Below are 22,516 nucleotides of genomic sequence, written 5' to 3'. Positions count from 1 at the left end.
AACCCGGTCGAGAAGGTCTGGTCGACGATGAAAGCCAGCCTGGCCAACCTCGCCGTGCGCACCGCCACCGACCTGACCGCCGCCGTGAAGAACCGGCTCAAACGCATGCAATACCGCACCGGCCTGATCGACGGCTACCTCACCGGAACAGGTCTATCCCCACCCACCTCAGCCGGACCCTGACGGCAAAGGTGTCTAGTCATCCAAGATCTCCCGTCAATCCACCGCTCCCCGTTGTTGACGTCCGGCCGGGCGTGGTTCATCACCCTTTCCTGAGCAGGGTTGGTTCGGCTCCCCGTTTGATCGAACAAAATGGCCTCCTGAATTTGCAAGGTTTGTTTCCGTGCTCCGCATTATGGGACGTGAGGGTCAGGGCCCCTGTTGACCCGCTACGGTGCATCGACAACCTTGAGGATGCGAGGTGACACTGTGCGGTGGCTGATGGCGGCGGCATTCGTGCTCGCGGTGCTGGCAGCGGTAGCAGCCGGCATGGCGACCCGCCCTGACGAGACTTCAGTCCTGGCCCAGCACGGCTTCCTGGACTGACCCTCCCGGGTTGCCCCTTCTGCGCGGCTTTCTTTCCATACCTTCGGGTGGCAGCCCGTCAGGGGCCTCCTTCCGAGTCGCTTCGATCGACGGCCGCCGAGATATTCCTCCGAGATGCGCCAGGAAGAGAAAGAGACTTCCGGCGCTCCGGCAGAACAACAACGTCAGCCGACGAGCTGATCTATCGAATGAGTCCGGAAAGCTCGTCCTGTCAGACACGCTCCTAGGGCGGCTTCGCCATTCCCTCCGTTTCCTTGAGTGGTCAAACGCTCCAGCCCTCAGCATCCAGATCGCGGACATTACTGGGGGATCGCGGCCAGATGTTGATGTCCAGCTCTCCGGCGGCGTAGGTATAGGGTCCGGTGGCGCCATCGGGTACCACTTTTGACGCGGTAGCCAGAATAAGGTCGTCAGCTCGAGGGCATCGGAAAGGCCGTCACCTGTGGCGGCGGATCTCTGGTCAATGGTGCTCGCCAAACCGCATTCGCCGGTTGAGGTCGCGACGTTGCCTGACCAGACACATGAGAGGTCGGCACTGCGAGGGCTCGTGCAGTGGTTCTTCGGCTGCGAACCAAGTGGCACGCGGGTTGCCCTCTTGGCCATCGGCCTTGACCTCGGCCGGAGCTTGATCGGCGACTGGGCCTTGGACGTTGACTGGGTGATCTGTGCCGGCCTGGCGGTGGATGCTGGCCTGGGCTTTGACACTGACCTGGCCGTGGGTGGTGGCTCGGTCCAAGCGGCTGGCTGGGTTGACGGCGCTGGTTGGGTTGACGGCGCTGGCTGGGTCCGGCGCGGCGACTGGGTTGCGGGTGCTGACTTCTCTGCGGGCCCTGACTGGGTCGCGGGTGCTGACTTCTCTCCGGGCCTTGACTGGGCTGTGGGTGCTGACCGGATTGTGGGTGTCGACGGAGTCGTGGGCGCGGCGGCCTCGGATGATGGGGCCGCTGGGCGGGCGCCTTGCGCCGGAGCCGCCGCAGGCGGGGTCCGCGTTTGGGCGCACGCTTGGGTCCGCGTTTGGGTCTGTGTCTGCGCCCCCGGGGATGAGGCTGGAGCCGGGATGGGCGGTGCTGTGCCGGAGGTGCCGCGCAGTTGGCGAAGGCGTTCGGCATGGCGCCTGGCCAAGCCCCACGCGCGATGGCGCTCGTGCTCGCGGCGGAACTTTTCGCTGGCAGGGGAATAGCGGCGTGACGCTGTCCGGTCGCGCATGGCGGCTAATTCTGCGGTGGTGAAGAACTGTAACTGTCGCATGCATAAATCTTCCCAGCGGATCGAGCGACGCTGTAAGCAATGGATCATGCCAAAACTGTGCTTTGATTCATGTGCCAAGTTTCGCCTGCCTGTCACAAACTCGGAAAATCCTGTTCCGGGCCGCGAAGGTTGTCGTTGCCGAGAAGGTGGGCTAAGGTTCGGTCCTGCGATCGCAGAACGCAGATGAACAGAGCATCGTAAAGTGCGAATTGGACAAAAGTATGTCCTGAGTTGGTTGGCGCGGCTGTTATTCGGTCGATGCAGATTGTTGACGAGACCCAGGCGAGGATGAGGCCGGGATTAGTCGCCGCCGGCGCCGAAACCGGGGCGGCCATGAGCCCACTGGGGTTGAGTGTGGACTGAGCGGCGAGACCAGCCGCGCTGCTCTATGAGGTGACGTTGGATCAGGCGGCAGGTGTCGCTTTCGCCGGCTATGTAGGCGGCGCCTCTGCCCGCGGGCAGGTCGAGGTTCTGGGCGGCACGGAGCAACACGCGGGAGGCGACGGCCGAAGCGCCGTTCCGGTGAACCCAAGGAAGAGGAGGCACGTTGTCCGGGCCCGGCATCTCGTCGCCGGGGTCAGCGGACTCGAAGACGCCGAAGACCGGCGGATCAAGGCGGCGGCCGGCGACGCCTGAGGCTGGGGTCTCAGTTCGGAGCAGGGCGGCGTGCATGGCGAGCAGCGGTACGGCGCCGGTTTCGTCGCCGAGGAAGAGATGGAAGTCGGCGGTGGCGTCGAGGGTGATTTTGGTGCGGGGTTGCTCCACCTCGAGGCGGTCGCCGGGAGCTGCGGCCTGGGCCCAGACGCAACCGGGGCCGCCGACGTCGTGCAACGCGACACGAATCGTGAGGGAGGACGCGGCTGGGCGGTGAGACCAGATCGAGTAAACGCGGCGGGCCGTCGAAGAGCCAGCGACGTTGGGGATGCGGATGACGAGATGGGCGCCGGGGCGGACGCGCAGCCGGGACAGGTCGGGACCGGTCAGTTCGATCTGGCGCATGTGGGCGGTGACATCCGTGACGTCGCGGACCCTGACCTTGAGGTGTGGACGGGCCGCACGCCTCGGAAACGTCACGCGGCGAGACTAACAACGGAACGAGTCCCGAGTTCGACATCAGACCGCGTGGCGAGGCCGGCCCGAGCTCGAAACCTGCCCGCGGCGGGAGCAGTCCGCCTGACGGTCGGGCTGTGGCGGGAGTGGTCCGAGCTGGGCGATCGGGTCGTGGCGGGGGCGGTCTGCGTGACGGTCGGGCTGTGGCGGGAGTGGTCCGAGCTTGGCGGTCGGGTCGTGGCGGGGGCGGTCTGCGTGACGGTCGGGCTGTGGCGGGGGTGGTCGGAGCTTGGCGGTCGGGTCGTGGCGGGGGCGGTCTGCGTGACGGTCGGGCTGTGGCGGGGGTGGTCGGAGCTTGGCGGTCGGGTCGTGGTGGGAGCGGTCTGCGTGACGGTCGGGCTGTGGCGGGGGTGGTCGGAGGTTGGCGGTCGGGTCGTGGCGGAGGCCGGCTCTGAGGGTTCGGTGACCGCTTGTGTGGGCTGGGACGATCCCGGCTTCTGGGTCTGTGGGCGGGGTCGAGGATCGGTGCGTGTTGTTGCTGGTGGTGGATCACGCGGTGGTGTGGCAACCCGCTGTTTGGTGGGGGCTCCTGGCCGTCCAGAGATGAGACTTGTGACCGTCCGTTGTGCAGGATGAGGAAGAACGTTGCCTAGCTGGGGAGTAGGAATCCATGTGCATTGAGCCAGGAGCCACCCAAAGTCACCCTGGGATGTCGCGGCGAGCGGCGATCGCGGCTGGTGCGGCGGTCATCGCGTCTGCGGCGGTTGCCTCGCCGGCGGCGGCCGAAAGTCGAGCTGGCAGCCGGGCCGCCGACAGAGCTGGCAGCGGGGCCGCCGACGGAGCTGCCAGCCGAGCCGCCGACGGGGCTGACAGCCGAGGAGGCGGCGCGGTCGGCAACCGGATTGAGAGCCAGGCCGGCAATGGAGCAGTGGGCGAGGCCGGGGGCCGGGTCGGGCGGCATGGGCTGCGGGATCTCACCTATCCGTTGGGGCCGTCGTTTCCGGCGTTCGCGCCGGGAGAGGAGGCGGTTCGGCGGACGGTGACCACCGTCGAGGACGACGGCTACTACATGCAGGAGTGGAGGGTTATTGAGCACATTGGTACGCACGTGGATGCACCAGTGCACTTCACCGCTGGTGGGCGGACTGCGACTGAGCTGTTGCCGTCGGAGCTGGTGATTCCGGCTGTGGTTGTCGACATCGCTCGGCGGGCGCGGCGGGACGCTGACACGGTGGTGACTGTGGAGGATCTGCGGGCGTTCGAGCGGCGGTATGGGCGGATCCCGGACGGGGCGGCGGTGCTCATGTATTCGGGGTGGGGCGCGAAGGTGGGTGACGCGGACGCGTATCGGGGGTCGGACTCGGCGGGTGGGCTGCATTTTCCGGGGTTCGGGGCGGAGGCCTGTGAGTGGCTTCTGCGGCATCGGAGGATTCGGAGCCTCGGGGTGGACACGCTCAGCATCGATCCGGGTAACTCGTCGACCTTTGACACGCACTTGATCCTGACGGGTGCGGACCGTTATGGGCTGGAGAACCTGGCCGGCCTCGACCGCATCCCGGCGGCCGGGGCGACGATCTTCGTGGGACTGGTTCCCTACGAGGGTGGATCCGGGGGTCAGGCGCGCGTCCTCGCCAGCTGGTGACTCCAGGGTGGGCCGGTCAGGGACGTCGGCACGGAGGGGTTGTGCGGCATCGTCGAGCGACGGTGGCCGCGGTCGAGTAGGGGGTGAGCGCGGACGTCAGGCGGGCGGGTCGGCGTCAGTATTCGGCGGTTGCGGCTGTGTGGGTGGGGATCAGGTCGAGGAAGGCCTTGAGGGCCCTGCTGGCGGGGACGGCGGAGGAGCGGGCGACGGCCAGGGTCCACGCTGTTGCCGGGGGGTTCAGGTCGACTGGGACCACCGCTGTTCCTGACTCCGAGCGCAGCGGGGGCACGACGGCTATGCCCAGGCCGGCCTCCACGTAGCGCGGGACGGTGGTCAAGTCGCTGACTTCCACGACTACGGTTCGGTTCAGGCCCGCTCGGCGGAAGTCGTTGTCGGAGCGGATTCGGTTGCAGTAGCCGGCTGGTAGGTCGATGAACTGCTCGTCGGCCAGCGCGCTTGGTGAGACGGGGCCGGAGGATGCCAGCGGGTGGTCGGCGGGCACCAGCAGGCGGGGCTGGAAGGAGGCGATCGGGGTCAGGTCGATGCCCTCTACGCCCAGGGTGTCGACGCCCACGAACGCTACGTCGAGGCGGTGTGACCTCAGGCGGTCGAGGAGGCCCGAGGAGCCTTCGGCGGCGACTGTCATGTTTACGCGTACGCCTGGATGTTGCTTGCGGAAGGCGCCGGCCAGGGTGGGAAGGTCGATCACCGTGAGGCCCGCCAGGGTCCCGACGCGGAGGCTGCCTCGCAGTCCCTGGCCGGCGCCCTCGACGGCCGCGCGTGCCGTGTCGAGTGACTCGAGCGCGTTCTTGGCCTCCGGCAGCAACGCGCGACCGGCGGCGGTGAGGGCGACCCGGGTGGTGCTGCGATCGAACAGCGGCGTGCCCAGGTCACGCTCCAGAGCGCGGATGCTCGCGGAAACCGTCGACTGGACGGCGTGGGTGCGGTGGGCGGCGCGGGTGAAGTTGAGTTCTTCGGCTACCGCGATGAAGAACTCCAGCTGACGCTGTTCCATGCCCCCAGCCTATCGTGGATGGCGATCACCGCGATCAAGAGCGTTCGTTGGACACGATCGCTCGCGTGGCCGACGTTGTATGCATGAACATTCTTCTGACCGGTGCGACCGGTTACATCGGGTCGGCGATTCGGCCTGCGCTGATCGCTTCCGGGCACACGGTTACGGCGTTGGTGCGGGCGTCCGGTGGTGAGGGCGACGTGGTCGGGGACATGCGGGACAAAACGCTGGTGCGGCGGCTCGCGGAGAAGAGTGACGCGGTCATTCACACTGCTACGCCGGGTGACGAGACGAGCGCGGATGCCGACCGTGATTTCGCTGACGCGGTGCTGAGCGGGCTCGATGGGGTGTTCGTGCGTACCGGTGGGATCTGGGTCTACGGCGAGGGGGAGGCGATCACTGAGGAGTCACCGATCGCGGCGCCGCCGATCGTGGCCTGGCGCGAGGAGGTGAACCGGCGGGTGCTCGGAGCGTCGAACGTTCGGTCGGTGCTGGTTGAGCCGGGCGTCGTCTACGGGCGTGGTGGTGGCATCCCGCGCATGCTCAGTGAGGAACTGATCGGGGACGGGAGTCAGCACTGGGCGACGGTCCATGTTGACGATCTTGCCGATTTCTACGCTCTGGCGCTGGAGCGGGCGGGGCGCGGTGAGAAGTTTCTCGCGGTCAGCGGGGTGAACCCGACGGTCCGGGAGCTGGGTGAGGCTGTGAGTCGCCGCAAGGGCCTCGGTGGGCGGGTGGTTCCTGAGGAGCCCGGGCGGACGGTTGGGCGGCTGGGCGAGTTCGGGCGGGCGCTGCTCCTTGACCAGCAGGCGAGTGGTGAGAAGGGCCGCCGGGTGCTGGGTTGGCGGCCGAGGCGGCGGTCGCTCGTCGCGGAGATCGAGGCGGGTGGCTACGACGGCGCCCCGGTGACGTAGGAACTGGGCCACGTCGGCCCGGCCGAGCGAGACGGCCCGGCCGAGAGGCGGCCCGGCTGGGCGGATCGGCCCGGCTCGGCGGGAGGGCTCGGGCTGGACGGGATGGTCCGGCCGAGGGGGCAGCGCGGTGGGTTCGTGTCCACCGTGGAAGGCCGGGGTAGTACTCAATCGGGCCTGGGGAAACTGATGCGATTTCTTCCGTCGGTGCATGATCGCGGGAAATTTTGCGGGGGCGGGACACTGGGAATCCGGGGGCGTTGCCCTTAGCCTCTCGGTACCGGGACCTCCTACCGGTGAGTAACAACGTTGAACCGGTGGCCCGCCTGCCACGTTTTCACGATCAACTTCAAACCGAGGAGTCAATGGTGATCATCGGTGTACCGCGTGACCCGCAATCGGGGGAGCGGCGGGTCGCAGCGACTCCCGCCACCGTGGCGGAGTTGGTCAAGCTCGGGTACGGCGTGGTGGTGGAGTCCGGGGCGGGAGCACGGTCCTCGTTCTCGGACGAGGCCTATGCCGACGCCGGGGCCACGATCGGCGACCCTCTCGCCGCCGATGTCGTGTTCGCGATCAACCCGCCGCCCGCCGAGCAGCTGGACAAGCTGGCCGACGGCACGACGCTGATCGGGATGCTCAACCCACGGCTCGACCCCGAGCTGGTCGAGGACCTGGCGCGGCGGCCGATCACCGCGCTGTCCATGGACGCGGTGCCCCGGATCTCCCGCGCGCAGTCGCTCGACGTGCTCTCCTCGATGGCCAACATCGCCGGTTACCGCGCTGTGGTCGAGGCCGCGCACGCTTTCGGCCGGTTCTTCACCGGCCAGGTGACCGCCGCCGGCAAGGTCGCGCCGGCCCGGGTGCTGGTCGCGGGCGCCGGGGTGGCTGGGCTGGCTGCCATCGGTGCGGCAGGGAGTCTGGGAGCAATCGTACGAGCAACCGACCCCCGCCCCGAGGTAGCCGACCAGGTCCGCTCCCTCGGCGGCGAGTACCTGTCCGTGGAAGCCGCCGACGTCGAGGTCTCCGCCACGGGTTACGCCAAGGAGATGTCCGACGACTACAACGAGCGGGCCGCCCGCCTCTACGCCGCCCAGGCCACCGAGGTCGACATCGTCATCACGACCGCGCTGATCCCCGGCCGGCCCGCGCCGCGACTGCTCACCGCCGCGATGGTGGCGAGCATGAAGCCGGGCAGCGTGATCGTCGACATGGCCGCCGCCAACGGTGGAAACGTCGAGGGTACGGTCGCCGGCGAGGTCGTCGTCACCGCGAACGGCGTCACGATCATCGGGTACACCGACCTGCCCGGGCGGCTGCCCGCACAGGCCTCCCAGCTGTACGGCACGAACCTCGTCAACCTCATGAAGCTGATGACGCCCGAGAAGGACGGCCCGCTCGTCCTCGACTTCGACGACGTCGTCCAGCGGTCGATCACTGTGGTACGCGACGGCGAGCTGACCTGGCCGCCGCCTCCCGTGTCGGTCTCGGTGGCGCCCGCCGTCGTTCCCGCCGAGGCAGCGCTGGCTCCTCCCGTACAAAAAAGAAAAAACCACCTGCCGCTCCTCGCCGCCGCAAGCGCAGGACTTTTCGTGCTGGCGGCTTTGGCGCCGGCCGCGCTGCGCGGGCACCTGACCGTTTTCGCCCTGGCCATCGTGATCGGCTACTACGTGATCGGCCATGTGCACCACGCGCTGCACACGCCGCTCATGTCGGTCACCAACGCGATCTCCGGGATCATCGTGGTCGGCGCCCTGCTGCAGATCGGGCACGGCGACGCGGTCGTCACCGCCCTCTCGTTCGTCGCGATCCTGCTGGCCAGCATCAACGTCTTCGGTGGCTTCGCGGTGACGCGCCGCATGCTCGCCATGTTCTCCAGGAGCTGACATGACCGTCGAAACCGCGGCGCAGGCGGCCTACATCGTCGCCGCCCTGCTCTTCATCCTGGCCCTCGCCGGTCTGTCGAAGCACGAGACCGCCAAGGCCGGCAACACGTTCGGCATCGCGGGGATGGCCGTCGCCCTGGCCGCCACCATCGCGCTCGCCATCGCCCGCGAGATCAGCGCCACCGGACTGATTCTGATCGTCGTAGCCACCGGGATCGGCGCGGTGATCGGCCTGTACCGGGCCCGCAAGGTCGAGATGACCGGTATGCCGGAGCTGATCGCGCTGCTGCACAGCTTCGTCGGTCTGGCGGCTGTGCTGGTCGGCTGGAACGGATACCTGCACGTGGAGGCGCACCCAGACGGTTCGGAATCATTAATCCTGAAAAATCAGGACATGCTGGGGATCCACAGCGCTGAGGTCGTGATCGGCGTGTTCATCGGCGCTGTCACGTTCACCGGGTCGATCGTGGCGTTCCTCAAGCTGTCCGCGCGGATCAAGTCGAGCCCGCTGATGCTGCCCGGCAAGAACCTGCTGAACATCGGCGCGCTCGTCGCGTTCGTCGCGCTGACCGCCTGGTTCGTCGTGTCACCGGGGCTCGGGCTGCTGATCGCGGCCACGATCGTCGCGCTGGCCCTGGGCTGGCACCTGGTGGCGTCGATCGGCGGCGGTGACATGCCGGTCGTGGTGTCCATGCTGAACAGCTACTCCGGATGGGCGGCCGCGGCGGCCGGGTTCCTCCTGGAGAACGACCTGCTGATCGTGACCGGTGCGCTGGTCGGGTCGTCCGGTGCGTACCTCTCCTACATCATGTGCAAGGCGATGAACCGCTCGTTCCTGTCGGTGATCGCGGGCGGCTTCGGGATCGAGGCGGGGCCGGCTTCGGACCGGGACTACGGCGAACACCGGGAGGTCGACGCGGCCGCGGTGGCGGACCTGCTCAGCGAGGCCGATTCGGTGATCATCACACCGGGGTACGGGATGGCGGTCGCCCAGGCCCAGCACGGCGTGGCGGAGCTGACCCGGGTGCTGCGCGAACGCGGCGTGACCGTGCGCTTCGGCATCCACCCGGTCGCCGGGCGTCTGCCGGGCCACATGAACGTGCTCCTGGCCGAGGCTCGGGTTCCCTACGACATCGTCCTCGAGATGGATGAGATCAACGACGACTTCCCGGGTACGTCAGTCGTGCTCGTGATCGGCGCCAACGACACGGTGAACCCGGCCGCCACGGACGACCCGGCCAGCCCGATCGCGGGTATGCCGGTCCTGACCGTGTGGGAGGCAGAGAACGTGATCGTCTTCAAGCGGTCGATGGCGTCCGGGTACGCGGGCGTCCAGAATCCGCTCTTCTTCCGCGACAACTGCGCGATGCTCTTCGGCGACGCCAAGGAACGTGTCGACGACATCCTGCGCGCGGTGACGGCGTCCGTCCCCGCCGGGCGCTGACGGATCAGGCGTTCGCCAGGTACGTGTCGAGTTTGTCGCCCCACCCGTCGGTCTCCGCGGCCTCCTCGAACCGGTCAGTCAGGGCCCTCAGCGCGGCACGGCCCGCCGCGGACCGGGCTGTGTCGAGGACGGACGCCATGGTGGTGGCGCCGATGTCGCGCAGCGCCGCGACGGCCAGCGACGCGTGCCGGCCGTGTGAGTTGGTGAAGTAGGCTTCGAGGCCGCCCTGGGCGACCTCGAAGTCGAGCCAGTCGAGAAGCCACAGGGTGCGCAGCCGCGGCGCCAGTTCGGCCAGCCGGTCGTCCTCGGCGTGCTCGTCCGCGCCGGCCGGCATGCGCGTGCGGAGTTCGTCGAGCAGGACGTTCTGCAGCTCCGCGGGGTCCATGCGGTGATCCTCGCACGGGTCATCCAGGCGGGAAGCCACCGATCCACTCCGCGACCGCGCCCGGGTCGACGAGCTGGTGCAGGTGGCGGCCGGGTATCACGCCGACCGTCCACCCGCGATCGGTCGCGTCCGCCGCCACCGCCTCGTAGGGCGGCCCGAACAGCAGATAGCCGCACGGCCGATCATCCCAGCCCGCGGGTGCCGGCACCGCCTCCTCGTAGTACGCGATCGGCAGCCGGGGCTCCTCCGCCGCCACGGCCGCCCGGGTCGCGTCGTCCGGGAACATCGGCGCCACGTCGGCCTCGTCGAACCACCTCGTCCACGGCGGGAGCCGCCCGTCGTCCTCCACCAGCGCGTGCAGGAACGTCAGCCGGCCGGGGGACACGACCGGCGTCGGCGGGTCGAGCGCCGGCAGCGACGCGTCGACGAACAGGCACGCCGCGACCGGCCGCGGGCTCACCTCCACGATCGCCGGCACGAACAGGCCCGCGTTGCTGTGCGCCACCAGGACCACGGGCTCGCCCGGCGGCGTCCGGTCGATCGCCGCGCCGACGGTGCCCGCGACCGCCTGCCAGAACGGAGGATGGAGCCCGGTGATCCGCGGCACGACGGCGCCACCGAGCCTCGCCGCGACCGGGGCCCAGGTGAGCGGGCCGACCGACGGGCTGTGCACCAGCACGTACGTCATCCCGCGGCCGCCACCCCGATCAGGTTGCCCTCCGGGTCGGTGAAGTGCGCGACCACCAGCCCGGTGCCGGGCGAGCGGGCCGGGCCCATCACCCGTTTGCCGCCCAGGCTTTCCGCCTTGGCCAGCGCCGCCCCGACGTCCGGAACCCCGACGTAGAACACGGCGTGCGGCGCGAACCCCGCTCCACCGCCGACCCCGCCCGGAATCGTGTCGCCCTGCGTGAACCCGTAGTTCCCCGCCTCCGACACTTCGGGCGCGACCGGCCCGCCGGTGTCGAACTCCCACCCGAACAGCGAACCGTAGTAGTCGCGGAGTGCCGCGGGGTCGGTCCCGATGACTTCGAAATGCACGACAGGATCTCCCATGGCACTCACCCAACTACGCCCGCAGCGACTCCGCCACCGGGCGCCCACCGCCGAGCCGCGCCGGAATCACCGTCAGACCGGCCACCACCAGCACGGTCACCACGACCAGAACGAGCAGCTGCCAGAACGCCGGCAGCGTCGCCCGGGACCCGTCCCCGCCCGTGACCGCCATGATCGCGTAGAAGAGCAGTAGGCCGCCCGGCCCCGCCCCGATCAGCGCGCCCACGGTCGCCGGCAGCACCTGAGCCGCGCCGAGCGCCAGGCTGACCTCGCGCGGCGTCGCACCGAGCGCGCGGGCCAGCGCCGACGGCCGCCGGTTGTCGATCACGGTGGTCCAGGTGACCACGACGGCGTTCACCGCGGCCAGGCAGGCCAGCACGATCATGACGACCAGGAGCACGCGGGGCAGCAGGGCCGCGTGGACGATGCTGTTCAGGAAGTCGTTCAGCACCAGCGCGAAGAAGATCCCACTGACGGTCACCGCGATGCTGACTCCGGCCAGGACGGCACGTCGCGGCCGGCGGGCGGTCACTCTCAGAGCAAGCAGCAAGGGTACGGGCAAACGACTCGAAACCGAGATCATCCAGCTGACTCGACGCGGTGCCCGGGACGCGTCCGCGAGTGCTTCCACCGTGCTGGACCGCGCGGCTCGTACGGCCGGGATCACCGTCGCGCCGACCGTCACCGCGAGCGCGACCGCGATCACCGCCGCCACCGTCGGCAGGTCCAGCGAGGGTGTGCCCAGCCCGAGCAGCGGCGCGATGAGCGTTCCACCGGCCAGCCCGAGCCCGGCCGCGACCAGTGCCACCAGCACGTACTCGGCGAGCAGCACGACCGCGACCACCGCCGGTGTGCCGCCGACCGCCTTGATCAGGCCGGCGCGCCGCGTCTGATCTGCCATCCGCCCGCCGGCCAGCACCGCGAGGCTCGCGATCGCCAGGACCCCGAGCAGCCACGCCCCGATGAGCAGCAGGATCTGCGCGTCCCGGGCCACCGCGCCGCTCTCGGCCCGGATCTCCTCCCACGTCATCAGCCCGATGCCCCGATCCGCCGACACGAACGCCGCCGCCCGTGACGGTTCGTCCAGCCGCAGGTTGATCACGTAGGCCGACGACGAGGGAACGTCCCCGGAAGCCATCCACACGAGTCCCGGGTCGACCACCATGTCCGGTGGCAGCCCGGCCTTCTTCGCGTCCGTCATGCCCCCGGCGCAGCCGGTCATGAGCATGCAGGTGAACTCCGGATACGGCGCCATCGCCGCGGTGACCGCGGTCCCGGCCACCTCGAACGCACGCCCGTCGATCGTGACCGTGTCACCGGCCGTCACCCCGAGAGCCCCCGCGAAGGCCGCCTCGAGCACGACCCCGCCGTCCCGCACCCAGCCCCCGTCCACGATCGACGGCTGATCGACCGCCGCCGCCGTGCTCTCCCGCCCGATCACCTGCACGTCCGAGGCCCGCCCCGTGGCCGTGCCCAGTTCCGCGCCGGCCACCGGGTACGGCCCGCTGGATCCCACCACTCCCGCCGAGGCCGCCAGCGCCCCGAGGGTCCCCGCGTCGCCGAACGCCACCACGTCGGGCCCGCTGGTCAGCTCGCGCGTCCGCTGATAGGGGTCCGCCGCGGCGTCGCGCAGGACGAGCCCGAGCGTCAGCGTCGTGGTCGCCGCCAGGACCGCCACCAGCAACAGCACCGCCTCCGCCCGGCGCCGTCGCAGGTCGCGCAGCGCGAGCCGTACCACCAGCACCACCCTGCCCATCAGTCCTCCAGCCCGACGAGCGCGCCCAACTGCCCGGTGGTCCCGCCGGTAAGCCGCGTCTCGTCCACGAACGCGCCGTCCCGCATCGAGATCAGCCGGTCCGCTGTAGCGGCGATCCGAGCGTCGTGGGTGACCACCACCAGGGTCTGCCCGGCCCGGTGCAGCTCCTCGAAGAGCCGCAGCACCTCGATCGTGGCGGCACTGTCGAGGTTGCCGGTCGGCTCGTCGGCGAGGACCACCGACGGTTCGTTGCTCAGTGCCCGCGCGACCGCGACCCGCTGCCGCTGCCCGCCGGAGAGCGCCGAGGGCAGGAACCGGGCCCGCTCGGCGAGGCCGACCCGCTCCAGCAGCTCCAGCGCGCGCCGCCGGGCCGCCCGCGGGGAACGCCCGGCCATCAGGGCGGGGAACTCCACGTTCTCGACCGCGGTCAGCTCCTCCATCAGGTGGAACGCCTGGAAGACGAAGCCGATCTCGTCCCGCCGGATCCGGGCCAGAGCCTTCTCACCGGAGCCGTCGACGCGGCGCCCGTTGAGCGTCACCTCACCGCCGGAGGGCCGGTCCAGCCCGCCGAGCAGCTGCAGCAGCGTGGACTTCCCACAGCCGCTGGGCCCCATCACCGCGACCGTCTCACCGGCGGCCACGTCCAGGTCGACGTCGTCGACCGCGCGGACGAGGGTCGCGCCCCTGCCGTACTCCTTGCGCAGCCCGCGTGTCCGCAGAACCGTCGTGCTCACTGTGCCCTCCTCCGTGTCCAGGTCTTCTCGCACGCCTCCAGCCAGCGCACATCCGCCTGCAGCCGCAGCACGACGCCCTCCAGCAGCAGCGCCGCGCCCGAGTGCTCCGGCTCGGCCATGGCCGCCCGCTGCGCGTCGCGCAGGCGGCGCAGCAGCTCACGGCGCTGGGTGTCCACGATGGCGAGCGGGTCGGCGAGCCCCGCCGACGCGGCCGCGATCAGCTTCAGGTGGAACTCGGCGAGATCCGGCTTCGGCCAGCTCACCTCCTCGATCCACTCACTGACGCGCTGCTGACCGGCGGCGGTCAGCGCATAGACCTTCCGCTCCGAGCGGTCAGCCACCAGCAGCCCGGCCTTCTCCAGCCGCGTCAGCGTCACGTAGACATGCCCGTCGTTCATCGCGTCCCCGAGCGGCCCGAGCGCCTCCCGCAGACGTGCCCGCAACTCATACCCGTGCGACGGCTCCTTGGCGAGCATCGCCAGGACCACTTCCTGCTGCATCGCACCCCCTCTAACCGTTAGCCCCTATAGCTAACGGTTATCTCCGGCGACTGTCAACAGGGGACAACCCTGAGATGATTCGATGGACCCATGACCGACGAGCGCATCGTCAGCGCCGCCCGCGAGATCGCGGCACCGGCCGAGACGATCTTCGAACTGATCGCCGACCCGGCCCTGCAGCCCACCTGGGACGGCAACGACAACCTGGCCGAGGCCGCGAAAGGGCAGCGCGTGCGAGCCCGCGGCGACGTGTTCGTCATGACGACCACCACGGGCAACATCCGGGAGAACCACGTCGTCGAGTTCACCGAGGGCCGCCTGATCGCGTGGAAGCCCGCCGTTCCCGGCGAGCCTGCGCCGGGCCACCTGTGGCGCTGGGAGCTGGACCCGGTCGGGGACGGCCGGACGCGGGTCACCCACACGTACGACTGGACCGGCCTGACCGACGAGAAGCGGCTGCCGCGCGCCCGGGCGACCACGGCGGACAACCTGCGGGCCTCAGTGGACCGGCTCGCCGCGCTCGCCGAGGGATGAGGATCCCCAGCGACCGCCAGATCCGTGACTGGCACGAGCGCTTCGCTCCGGACGCCTCCGCCTTCGAGCTCGTCTGGACGCACTGCCGGATCGTCTGCGAGCTCGCCGAGGAACTGCACACCGACGGGAACCTCGCGCTGATCCGGGCCGGTGCGCTGCTGCACGACATCGGCGTGCACCGGCTCGGCGCCGGCGACCACTACATCCGGCACGGCCTGCTCGGCGAGCACCTGCTCGCCGAGCTCGGCCTGCCCGCCGCGATCAGCCGGTTCTGCTCGCACCACACCGGCGTCGGCGTCACCGCCGCCGACATCCTCGACCAGCACCTGCCGCTCCCGCCGGGCGACTACCTCGCCGAGACCCCGGAGGAGGCCCTGGTCATGTATGCCGACAAGTTCCACAGCAAGACCACCCCGCCGGTCTTCGTGTCGCCGGAGACCTACGCGCTGAAGGTCGCCCGGTTCGGTCCCGGCAAGCCCGCCCTCTTCGCCGCCCTGCGCGCCCGCTACGGCGACCCGGACCTGGCGGCCGCCGCGGAACGCCACGGCCACCCGGTCATCTGACCAGCTCGGCGAAGACGACGATGTTGTCGACGTAGTGGCCGCTGCGGTCGTCGAAGTCGCCTCCGCAGGTGATCAGGCGCAGGCCGGCGTGGTCGATCGGGCCGTAGACCGCGTCGGTCGGAAAGCGGTCCTTGGCGTACTGCGAGACCTCGCCGACGGTGAAGACCGCGGTCCTGCCGTCCTCCCGGGTCACCCGGATCTCGTCGCCGCGCCGCAGGTCCGCCAGGTCGGCGAAGGTGCCCTTCTTCCCCGAGTAGTCGACGTGGCCCGCCAGCACGGCGGGTCCCAGCGAGCCGGGTGTGGGCGCCTTCGTGTACCAGCCCACGGTCTTCGCGTCGTCCGGCACCTCCATCGTTCCGTCCGGTTGCAGGCCCAGACCGGTCATCGGCACGTCGATCTTCAGGGCCGGGATCGCCAGGCGGACGGGCGGTGAGGTGGGCAACAGCTCGCCGCGGGTGAGGGTTTCGGCCTCTGCCGCCCGCGCCTGTCCCGCGGGTGACGGCATGACCATGACCGGCGGGGCGGCGTGCGGGGCGAGCAGGGCCGCCACCGCGACCGCCACGGCCGCGGCGACGGCCAGCGCTACGACGGCGACTCGTCTCATCGGGGGAGCAGGAACAGCCGGCGGCGGCTGATCACGTAGGTGGCGAGGAGCAGCAGCCCGGCGAGGCCGGTGACGGCGTACCAGATGGTGGCGCTGTCGCGGGTGCTGCCGTCGCCGGTCGCCACGCCACCGACCGGTACCGAACCGGCCGCCGCTCCGGACACCATCCCGCACAGCGCCGGGTTGGTGGCCTCCTGCGGGATGCCGCTCAGACCGGCCGCCTTGGCGAGGGTCGACTCGCCGAGCGCGTCCAGGTCGTACTTCCCGTTGCCGTTCGCGTCGATCCCGTGCTGCACGATGTGCAGGTCCTTGAGGTGCTCGAGGGTGCCGGGCGGCAGGTCGGCGCCGGCGATCGTCCGGTCGTACGCGAGCCTGCCGTTCCCGTCGGCAGCGGGCATCCGGTCGACCGCGAGCCCGCTGGCCTTCGACACGTCCCCGCCCGTGGTCAGCGAGATGAAGATGTCGCCGTAGTCCGGCATGCCCTCCTCGGTGCTCAGATAACCGTCGCCGTCGCGGTCCGCCGACATGGCCGGGCAGTGGAAGTCCATCCCGTCGGTCGACCCGTGCAGGTGCTGGGCGTGCGGCGAGCCGGGCACCAGCCCGGACGAGCGGATGCTGACCCTCAGGTCGCCGTTGTCGAGGGCGGTCAGGGTGGCGGTGCCGGTCGCGCCGGACCTGTTCAGCTCGAGGAGCCGGACCTGGACCGACTCGTCGGCGCGGGCCGGTGAGGCGGTGGCGACCAGGAGAACGGCGACGGCGGGCAGCAGGAAGCGAAATTTCATGATCACTCCAAGAGGGGTTTCTCAGCGTGCCGAGCCGAACAGCTCGACCAGGTCTCGTTGCAGGCCGGTGGTGCCGGCCCAGTCGGTGCCGGCGACCGACCACCGCAGCAGGTAGGAGCGGCGCTCGGTGACCGCCACCAGGACCCGGCGCTCGTGCCGGATGTCGCCGGAGACGGGCCGCCAGGTGTACTCCCAGTCGGCGCCGCCGCGCTTGAGCAGCAGGACGCCCATGCTGACCCGGGTGTAGCCGGGCAGGTCGCCGCGGGCGCGCTCGGCCTTCTCCCGCCGCTGCCAGTATTCGAGGGGCTCGCTGGTCACTACGGGGGAGACGTTGACCGAGAACGCCCGCCGCCCGGTGGGGTCGCTGAAGCACACCTCGTTGCCCCGCATCGCGCGGCGCCACCCGTCGGGCACGGCCAGGGCGAACCCGGACGGGTCCCGCGTCCAGATCCAGCCGCGGGGCAGCCCGGCCGGGACACCGCCCGCCGCCTTCTCCACGGGCTTCGCGTCCGCCCCGTAACCGCACGCGTCGACCGGCGCGGACACCAGCGCGTTCACGGAGGGCCGCGGCGCCGGCGACGACGCCGTCACCCCGGCCGGCACCGCGAAGATCGGGTCTCCCGGGCCGAGGCCGGAGGCGAGCACCGCCGCGCCGCCCGCGGCCACGACCGCGCCCACCGCCACGAGCAGACCGGCGCGCCGCGGCAACGCCATGATCTGCCGGGCGATCAGCGGCAGCCGCCGGGTCCGTGACGACGGGTCCGGCACCGGCGCCTGCCCGCGGGCGGGTTCCGACCGCAGCACAGCCCGCAGCCGCGCGTCCACCTCGACCGCTGACGGCCGGCGCTCGGGTTCCTTGTCCAGCAGTGCCAGGAACAGTGTGGACAGCGGGCCCGACCGCTCCGGCAGGTCCGGTGGCTCGGTCAGCAGGGCCACCAGCGACGCGTCCGGGTCGCCGCGCCCGAACGGCGGCCGTCCCTCGCACGCCGCGTACAGCGTCGCGCCCAGCGACCACAGGTCACCGGAGACACCGGCGGGTTCCGGTCCCAGCCGCTCCGGGGCGATGTAGTGCGGCGAGCCCAGGCGCGGGTCGGGCCCGCCGGTCAGGCCGATGGTCGCCAGCCCGAAGTCGGTGAGCACGACCCGCCCGTCCGCGCAGACCAGGACGTTGTCCGGCTTCACGTCCCGGTGCAGCACCCCGGCCGCGTGTGCCGAGCGCAGCGCGCCCAGCACCTGCACGCCGATCCGGGCCACCTCCCGCACCGGCAGCGGGCCGTCCTCGACGACCACCCGGTGCAGGGAGCGGGACTCGACGTACTCCAGCACGATCCACGGCCGGCCCTCGTACCGCACCACGTCGAAAATCCGCACGACGGCCGGGTGGTCGAGCCGGGCCGCGGCCCGGGCCTCACGCACCACCTGATCCTCCAGGGGTGTGGTGAGCTCCTTGACCGCGACCGTGCGCTGCAACAACTCGTCATGGGCCCGCCACACCCGGCCCATGCCGCCCTCGCCGATCTGCTCGATCAGCCGGTACCGTCCGGCCACCACCTCGGCCATCGCCCCACCCCGTCCTGTCTGCTGAACGGGATTCGGAACCGGTCGCCGGGCGGATCGGTGTGATTTCTAGGCGAGTTCGACGAGGGCGTCCAGCGGCGTCGTCGGCACCTGCGCCGCCGGTGCCTGTTCGACGGTCACACCCACCGCCGAAGCGCCGGGCAGACCCTCGACGAGCTGGACCGACGCCGACTGGCCCACACCGAGGGCGCCGGCCGAGGACGGGGTGGTGCCACGGATGGTCCACAGCTGATAGACGCGGTCGGACGCCGGAGGGCTGTCCGCGGCGAGCATGATGACGCCCGCGTTCTGCAGCCGTGAACTGGCCACGGTCACGCGTCCGCCGCTGGTCAGGGACTGCTCGCGGACCTGGACGTCGGGTGCGGACAACACCGAGCGCACCCGTGCCTCACTCGCGCGCGCGGCCTCGGCGACGGCTTCGGCGTCGCGTACCCGTTGCTCCTGAACGAAAACGGCCGTGGTCGCCGCAGCGACAGCGAGTATCACGGCGGCCGCGCCCACCAGCCGCAGGCTGCGCGCCCGCGCTCGGCCGGGCGGTGCGGCGACCGGGACCGGGCCCACCTGGCGGGTCTTGGAGATCTCGGCCAGGACGTTCTCCCGCAGCCGGGGCGGGGGAGCCGACCAGGCCGGATCGGCCAGCCTCGCGGCGGCGTCACGCAGCTCCGCCGCCTCCAGCCGGCATGCCTCGCACTCTCGCATGTGCCGGTCGAAAGCGGCCCGTTCGATGTCGTCCAAGGCGTCCAGCGCGTATGCCCCGATCAGTGAGTGGACGTCGGCGCTCATGCGGCCGCTCCCGTCGCCATGCAGTCCCGCAGTCTGATCAGCCCGTCCCGCATCCTGGTTTTCACGGTCGCGAGTGGCACGTTGAGCAGCTCGGACACCTGCGGATAGGTGTGACCCTGGTAGTAGGCGAGCGTGACCGCCTGCCGCTGCAGACCGGTGAGATCGTCGAGGCAGTGGCGCACCTGCTGGCGTTCGAGCCGCACCGCCACCTCGTCCGCGACCGCGTCGTAGGGCAGGTCGACCGACGCCACCCCGGCGCGCATCGTGCGGTCGGCCGACGCCTGCTCGGCGCGCACCCGGTCCACCGCCCGCCGGTGCGCGATGGTGAACACCCACGCCGTGGGGGAGCCTCGCGACGGATCGAACCGCGCCGCCGTGCGCCACACCTCGACCAGCACCTCCTGCGCGACCTCCTCGGCCTGCGCCGGATCGCGCAGCACCCGCCGGATCAGCCCGTACACGCGGGGCGCGACCAGGTCGTACAGTTTCGCGAACGCCTTCTCGTCACCGCGCGCGACCGCGGTGAGCAGGGTGCCGGCGTCCGTCGCCGGTTCCGGTTCCGGGCCGGGCACCGGGGTGAGGTGCGCGCGCTCTGCCATGGCTCTCCAAATCTCCGGGCGATGCCACCGTCGGGGAATGATTCGGAGCGGGCGGGTGGGTGGATGGGCCTTATTTTTCGGGTACGTGTCGGCACCGGTCCCGTGGCCACACCGCGACCGGCTGCCGGGTCCGGACCGTCCGGCGACCGCCGGGCGAGAATCGGTGGTCAGGCCGCGACGCGATTACGCAGCCGCGGGTGCCGGGCCTCCCAGGCCGCCCGGACCCCGCGGGGCAGATTGAGTTCCGGCCAGACACGGATCAGCGTCGCCCCGTCGAGATATCCGCGCAGTTCGTCGACGCGAATGGCCTCGCGGAGCACGTTCTCGTACATCCACAACAGCATCGTGTGCCGGCCCAGATCAAAGGCCCGCTGCGGATGCCACCAGAGGCGCAGCGGCAATTCCACGAAACCCGCCCGCGGCCCCCGCAACTCACCCAGCGTCCCCGCCACGACAACCGGCCGGTGCGGCCGAGCGAGGTGGACCACCGGTGTTGCACTCGCGGACATGCGACCAGCCTAAACCGACATCCCGCCCGGAGGGCAAACCCCTAGGTTCCTAGGATGCCTCAGGCGGTGTGCCTTCTGAGTGCCTCCGGTCACACTCTTTGGCAAAACTTTACCAACCGGATGGTAAAGTTTTGCCATGGCACGAGATGGCAAGCGGCGCATCATCAACGGCGCGCTGGAGCTGCTGCGGGCGGAAGGTGGTGGCTCGATCACCCTGGACGCGACCGCGAGGCAGGTCGGGTTGACCAAGCCGGGGCTGATGTATCACTTTCCGACCAAGGAAGCGCTGATGCTGGCCGTGGTCGATCATGTCGCCGCCGAGTGGGTGCGGAGCATGGCCGACCGGCTCGGCGGTTCGCCGGCGGAGGCTTCCGCGTCGGATCGGATCCGCGCCTATGTCGAGACCGCGTTCACGGGCCGGTTGGACCGGGCAGACTTCGCGATCTTCTTCGACGCGGTCTACCGCGACGCGTTGACCGAGGCGTGGGAGCGCCGGCTGCGGCCTTGGCTGGATCTGCCCGACGACCTGCCTGACAGCACCCGGGCCCGGCTCACGGCCGCGCGTCTTGCCGCCGACGGCTACTGGATCGCGGTGGCCACCGGCGTCTTCGCCCCGGCCGAGCGTGACCACGCACCCCTGACCGCCGTCATGGACACCCTGTTGAAGGACGAGAACCACTGATGAACAAGTGGCTGCTGCTCGCGACCGCGATCCTGCTCGAGGTCACCGCGACCCTGTCGCTGCGCGCCGCCGTGGACCATCCCGGGTGGTATGCCCTGGTCGCCCTCGGCTACGTCGGCGCGTTCACCACGCTGTCGCTGGTGCTGCGCTCGGGCATGGGTATCGGCGTCGCTTACGGCATCTGGGGCGCCGCCGGTGTCGCCACCACCGCGGTCGCGGCAGCGATCATCTTCGGCGACCCGCTCACCGCGCTGATGGGCACGGGCATCGCGCTGATCATCGGCGGGGTGCTCTGTGTCGAACTCGGCTCACAGGCCGCTCACGCCCGTCAGGCGTCCCACGCCGGAGAGGGGAACGCCTGATGACCTGGTTCTTCCTGGCGGGCGCGATCCTGTCCGAGAGCGCGGCGACCCTCTGCCTGCGGATGGCCGCACAGCCCGGCGCGTCGAAGAAGTGGTTCGCCGGCGTCGTGGCCGGTTTCGTCGGGGCGTTCGGCATGCTCACGCTTGCGTTGCGGGCCGGGCTCGCGATCGGTGTCGCCTACGGCATCTGGGCCGCCAGCGGCGTCGCCCTGACCGCCGTCGCCTCGCGGGTGCTGTTCGGCGAGCCGCTGACCAGGGTCATGGTCGCCGGTCTTGGCCTGATCATCGCCGGGGTGTTGCTCGTCGAGCTCGGCGCCGCACACTGACCCGCGATGACGTGGGGTTCGGCCGCCGCCTCCGGCGCCATCGCCTGGCCGGATGCCGGCTCACCGGGGAGGGTGAGGTGGGAACCGGATCCGGACGGGGTGCGTCGAACGCGCATGGCGGGACGACGGTGGGTGCTGGGGTTTGTCGTTTGCGCGGCGCTGCTGGGTGGCTGCGGGAACGAGACGATCGTGGACGGGGAGCCGGTTGATGACGGGGCGCAGCGGCAGAACGATCAGGCGCGGGAGGCGCTCGCCCGCTATGAGGAGGCGATCCGCAAGGCCGGCGGTGCGCCGCGGTATGTGCCGATCGGGGAGCTGACCGGGCAGCGCGGCGACTGGGAGGCGGCGGTCGGGGACGACTTCAAGCGGGCTCTCGGTGCCGGCCAGGTCGTCACGTCCAGCGAGTTGCCGCGGGCGCCGCGGCGGACCGGCGAGGTCAGCTGGGGGAGCGAGGAGCTGAGCCTGCCGCTGCTGTCCGCGACCGAGGCGCTGGACGAGCTGGCGATGACGAGTCATCACGAGAACTGCCCGGACTGCCGCCCGCTGGACGCCACCGGGGCGCGTTTCACCACCGTCACCGTGCAGACCACGCGCGGCCAGGCGCGGGTTCCCGCGTGGGAGTACACGCTGAAGGGCACGAAGGTGCGGATCACCCGGCCGGCGGTCGGCTCGGTGAGTGTGAAGCTCACGCCGCCGTCGTGGGATCCCTACAACACGCCGGCGGGTCTGGCGATCGACTCGGCCGTGACGAAGGTGGGCAGCAGGACGCTGACCGTCGGGTTCACCGGGGCGCCGAAGGGTGCCGCCGATCCGTGCGGCGCCGACTACGAGGCGAGCGCGGTGGAGTCGGAGCACGCGGTGGTGATCGTGGTGGAGACCCGGCTGAACGCGGCCGAGCAGGCCTGTCCTGACATCGGGTTCCGGCGGACGGCGCCGGTGGAGCTGGCCGAGCCGCTGGGGGAGCGGGCCGTGCTGGAGGTGATGCAGGGTCTGCCGGTTCCCGTCACGATCAACTGAGGCGGTCCGC

At 70.6% G+C, this 22,516-nt stretch carries 24 protein-coding genes and 1 pseudogene; 11 read left to right on the top strand and 14 right to left on the bottom strand.

Going from position 1 to position 22,516, the window contains the following annotated elements; genetic code table 11:
- Window positions 1–183 (top strand): annotated as a pseudogene (locus AB0M02_RS22270) (IS630 family transposase); the annotation flags it as partial.
- A gap of 1,911 nt (window positions 184–2,094) precedes the next feature.
- Here AB0M02_RS22270 and AB0M02_RS22265 read toward each other — a convergent pair.
- Window positions 2,095–2,868 carry a siderophore-interacting protein gene (locus AB0M02_RS22265; protein ID WP_364229536.1) on the bottom strand — a complete coding sequence of 258 codons (774 nt, stop codon included), beginning with the start codon at window positions 2,866–2,868 and terminating at the stop codon, window positions 2,095–2,097.
- A gap of 646 nt (window positions 2,869–3,514) precedes the next feature.
- On the opposite strand from AB0M02_RS22265, the gene AB0M02_RS22260 reads away from it, so the two are divergent.
- The gene (locus tag AB0M02_RS22260) at window positions 3,515–4,486 is read left to right on the top strand and encodes a cyclase family protein (protein WP_364229534.1); all 972 of its coding nucleotides are present in this window, start codon (window positions 3,515–3,517) and stop codon (window positions 4,484–4,486) included.
- 115 nt (window positions 4,487–4,601) lie between these two features.
- On the opposite strand, the gene AB0M02_RS22255 is transcribed toward AB0M02_RS22260, so the two are convergent.
- Window positions 4,602–5,501, bottom strand: a complete 900-nt coding sequence (locus tag AB0M02_RS22255) for a LysR family transcriptional regulator (RefSeq protein ID WP_364229532.1) — start codon at window positions 5,499–5,501, stop codon at window positions 4,602–4,604.
- 83 nt (window positions 5,502–5,584) lie between these two features.
- On the opposite strand from AB0M02_RS22255, the gene AB0M02_RS22250 reads away from it, so the two are divergent.
- The 3 genes from AB0M02_RS22250 to pntB all read left to right on the top strand — a co-directional run bounded on the left by AB0M02_RS22250 (window position 5,585) and on the right by pntB (window position 9,739).
- Window positions 5,585–6,415, top strand: coding sequence for an NAD-dependent epimerase/dehydratase family protein (locus tag AB0M02_RS22250; protein WP_364229530.1), 831 nt, complete (start codon window positions 5,585–5,587; stop codon window positions 6,413–6,415).
- 362 nt (window positions 6,416–6,777) lie between these two features.
- Window positions 6,778–8,295 carry a Re/Si-specific NAD(P)(+) transhydrogenase subunit alpha gene (locus AB0M02_RS22245; RefSeq protein ID WP_364229529.1) on the top strand — a complete coding sequence of 506 codons (1,518 nt, stop codon included), beginning with the start codon at window positions 6,778–6,780 and terminating at the stop codon, window positions 8,293–8,295.
- Window position 8,296: 1 nt separating this feature from the next.
- Window positions 8,297–9,739, top strand: a complete 1,443-nt coding sequence (pntB, locus tag AB0M02_RS22240; RefSeq protein ID WP_364229528.1) for a Re/Si-specific NAD(P)(+) transhydrogenase subunit beta — start codon at window positions 8,297–8,299, stop codon at window positions 9,737–9,739.
- A gap of 4 nt (window positions 9,740–9,743) precedes the next feature.
- Here the strand turns inward: pntB and AB0M02_RS22235 are convergent, their stop codons facing one another.
- From AB0M02_RS22235 to AB0M02_RS22210, 6 genes are read right to left on the bottom strand one after another with little or no spacing between them, the layout of a single operon-like run.
- Window positions 9,744–10,124, bottom strand: coding sequence for a DUF4375 domain-containing protein (locus tag AB0M02_RS22235; protein WP_364229527.1), 381 nt, complete (start codon window positions 10,122–10,124; stop codon window positions 9,744–9,746).
- Window positions 10,125–10,143: 19 nt separating this feature from the next.
- Window positions 10,144–10,812 (bottom strand): alpha/beta hydrolase, encoded by a 669-nt coding sequence (locus AB0M02_RS22230; RefSeq protein WP_364229525.1) that lies wholly within the window; start codon window positions 10,810–10,812, stop codon window positions 10,144–10,146.
- Window positions 10,809–11,162 (bottom strand): VOC family protein, encoded by a 354-nt coding sequence (locus AB0M02_RS22225; protein ID WP_364229523.1) that lies wholly within the window; start codon window positions 11,160–11,162, stop codon window positions 10,809–10,811. The genes AB0M02_RS22230 and AB0M02_RS22225 overlap by 4 nt, the downstream gene beginning before the upstream one ends.
- A 28-nt stretch (window positions 11,163–11,190) precedes the next feature.
- The gene (locus AB0M02_RS22220; protein ID WP_364229521.1) at window positions 11,191–12,933 is read right to left on the bottom strand and encodes an FtsX-like permease family protein; all 1,743 of its coding nucleotides are present in this window, start codon (window positions 12,931–12,933) and stop codon (window positions 11,191–11,193) included.
- Window positions 12,933–13,667: an ABC transporter ATP-binding protein gene (locus AB0M02_RS22215; protein WP_364229520.1), complete on the bottom strand. Its 735-nt coding sequence runs from the start codon at window positions 13,665–13,667 to the stop codon at window positions 12,933–12,935. Before AB0M02_RS22215 ends, AB0M02_RS22220 begins: the two co-directional genes overlap by 1 nt.
- Window positions 13,664–14,167 (bottom strand): PadR family transcriptional regulator, encoded by a 504-nt coding sequence (locus tag AB0M02_RS22210; RefSeq protein ID WP_364229519.1) that lies wholly within the window; start codon window positions 14,165–14,167, stop codon window positions 13,664–13,666. The genes AB0M02_RS22215 and AB0M02_RS22210 overlap by 4 nt, the downstream gene beginning before the upstream one ends.
- Before the next feature lie 90 nt (window positions 14,168–14,257).
- On the opposite strand from AB0M02_RS22210, the gene AB0M02_RS22205 reads away from it, so the two are divergent.
- Complete coding sequence (locus AB0M02_RS22205; RefSeq protein ID WP_364229518.1) at window positions 14,258–14,701, top strand: SRPBCC family protein; 444 nt, start codon at window positions 14,258–14,260, stop codon at window positions 14,699–14,701.
- Window positions 14,698–15,264, top strand: a complete 567-nt coding sequence (locus AB0M02_RS22200; protein WP_364229516.1) for an HD domain-containing protein — start codon at window positions 14,698–14,700, stop codon at window positions 15,262–15,264. The genes AB0M02_RS22205 and AB0M02_RS22200 overlap by 4 nt, the downstream gene beginning before the upstream one ends.
- On the opposite strand, the gene AB0M02_RS22195 is transcribed toward AB0M02_RS22200, so the two are convergent.
- The 6 genes from AB0M02_RS22195 to AB0M02_RS22170 form a co-directional block, all read right to left on the bottom strand.
- A complete protein-coding gene (locus AB0M02_RS22195) occupies window positions 15,257–15,868 on the bottom strand; it encodes a class F sortase (protein ID WP_364229514.1) in 612 nt (203 codons plus the stop codon). The two genes, AB0M02_RS22200 and AB0M02_RS22195, sit on opposite strands and share 8 nt — an antisense overlap.
- A complete protein-coding gene (locus AB0M02_RS22190; RefSeq protein WP_364229513.1) occupies window positions 15,865–16,650 on the bottom strand; it encodes a hypothetical protein in 786 nt (261 codons plus the stop codon). The genes AB0M02_RS22195 and AB0M02_RS22190 overlap by 4 nt, the downstream gene beginning before the upstream one ends.
- A 21-nt stretch (window positions 16,651–16,671) precedes the next feature.
- Window positions 16,672–18,210, bottom strand: coding sequence for a serine/threonine-protein kinase (locus tag AB0M02_RS22185; protein ID WP_364229512.1), 1,539 nt, complete (start codon window positions 18,208–18,210; stop codon window positions 16,672–16,674).
- A 66-nt stretch (window positions 18,211–18,276) separates the two neighbouring features.
- The gene (locus AB0M02_RS22180; RefSeq protein ID WP_364229510.1) at window positions 18,277–19,011 is read right to left on the bottom strand and encodes an anti-sigma factor; all 735 of its coding nucleotides are present in this window, start codon (window positions 19,009–19,011) and stop codon (window positions 18,277–18,279) included.
- The gene (sigK, locus tag AB0M02_RS22175; protein WP_364229509.1) at window positions 19,008–19,610 is read right to left on the bottom strand and encodes an ECF RNA polymerase sigma factor SigK; all 603 of its coding nucleotides are present in this window, start codon (window positions 19,608–19,610) and stop codon (window positions 19,008–19,010) included. Before sigK ends, AB0M02_RS22180 begins: the two co-directional genes overlap by 4 nt.
- A 167-nt stretch (window positions 19,611–19,777) precedes the next feature.
- Complete coding sequence (locus tag AB0M02_RS22170) at window positions 19,778–20,119, bottom strand: hypothetical protein (RefSeq protein ID WP_364229507.1); 342 nt, start codon at window positions 20,117–20,119, stop codon at window positions 19,778–19,780.
- A 136-nt stretch (window positions 20,120–20,255) separates the two neighbouring features.
- Between AB0M02_RS22170 and AB0M02_RS22165 the strand changes: the two genes are divergently transcribed.
- The 4 genes from AB0M02_RS22165 (at window position 20,256) to AB0M02_RS22150 (ending at window position 22,506) form a co-directional block, all read left to right on the top strand.
- Entirely contained in the window at window positions 20,256–20,801 is a 546-nt protein-coding gene (locus AB0M02_RS22165; protein WP_364229505.1) for a TetR/AcrR family transcriptional regulator, read from the top strand.
- Window positions 20,801–21,163 (top strand): SMR family transporter, encoded by a 363-nt coding sequence (locus AB0M02_RS22160; protein WP_364229504.1) that lies wholly within the window; start codon window positions 20,801–20,803, stop codon window positions 21,161–21,163. The genes AB0M02_RS22165 and AB0M02_RS22160 overlap by 1 nt, the downstream gene beginning before the upstream one ends.
- The gene (locus AB0M02_RS22155) at window positions 21,163–21,489 is read left to right on the top strand and encodes an SMR family transporter (RefSeq protein ID WP_364229502.1); all 327 of its coding nucleotides are present in this window, start codon (window positions 21,163–21,165) and stop codon (window positions 21,487–21,489) included. The genes AB0M02_RS22160 and AB0M02_RS22155 overlap by 1 nt, the downstream gene beginning before the upstream one ends.
- 114 nt (window positions 21,490–21,603) lie before the next feature.
- Complete coding sequence (locus AB0M02_RS22150; RefSeq protein WP_364229500.1) at window positions 21,604–22,506, top strand: hypothetical protein; 903 nt, start codon at window positions 21,604–21,606, stop codon at window positions 22,504–22,506.
- Window positions 22,507–22,516: the final 10 nt, after the last annotated feature.

The organism is Actinoplanes sp. NPDC051861 (genome assembly GCF_040681145.1).
Lineage (GTDB): Bacteria > Actinomycetota > Actinomycetes > Mycobacteriales > Micromonosporaceae > Actinoplanes.
This window is presented reverse-complemented; position numbering and strand designations above follow the sequence as displayed.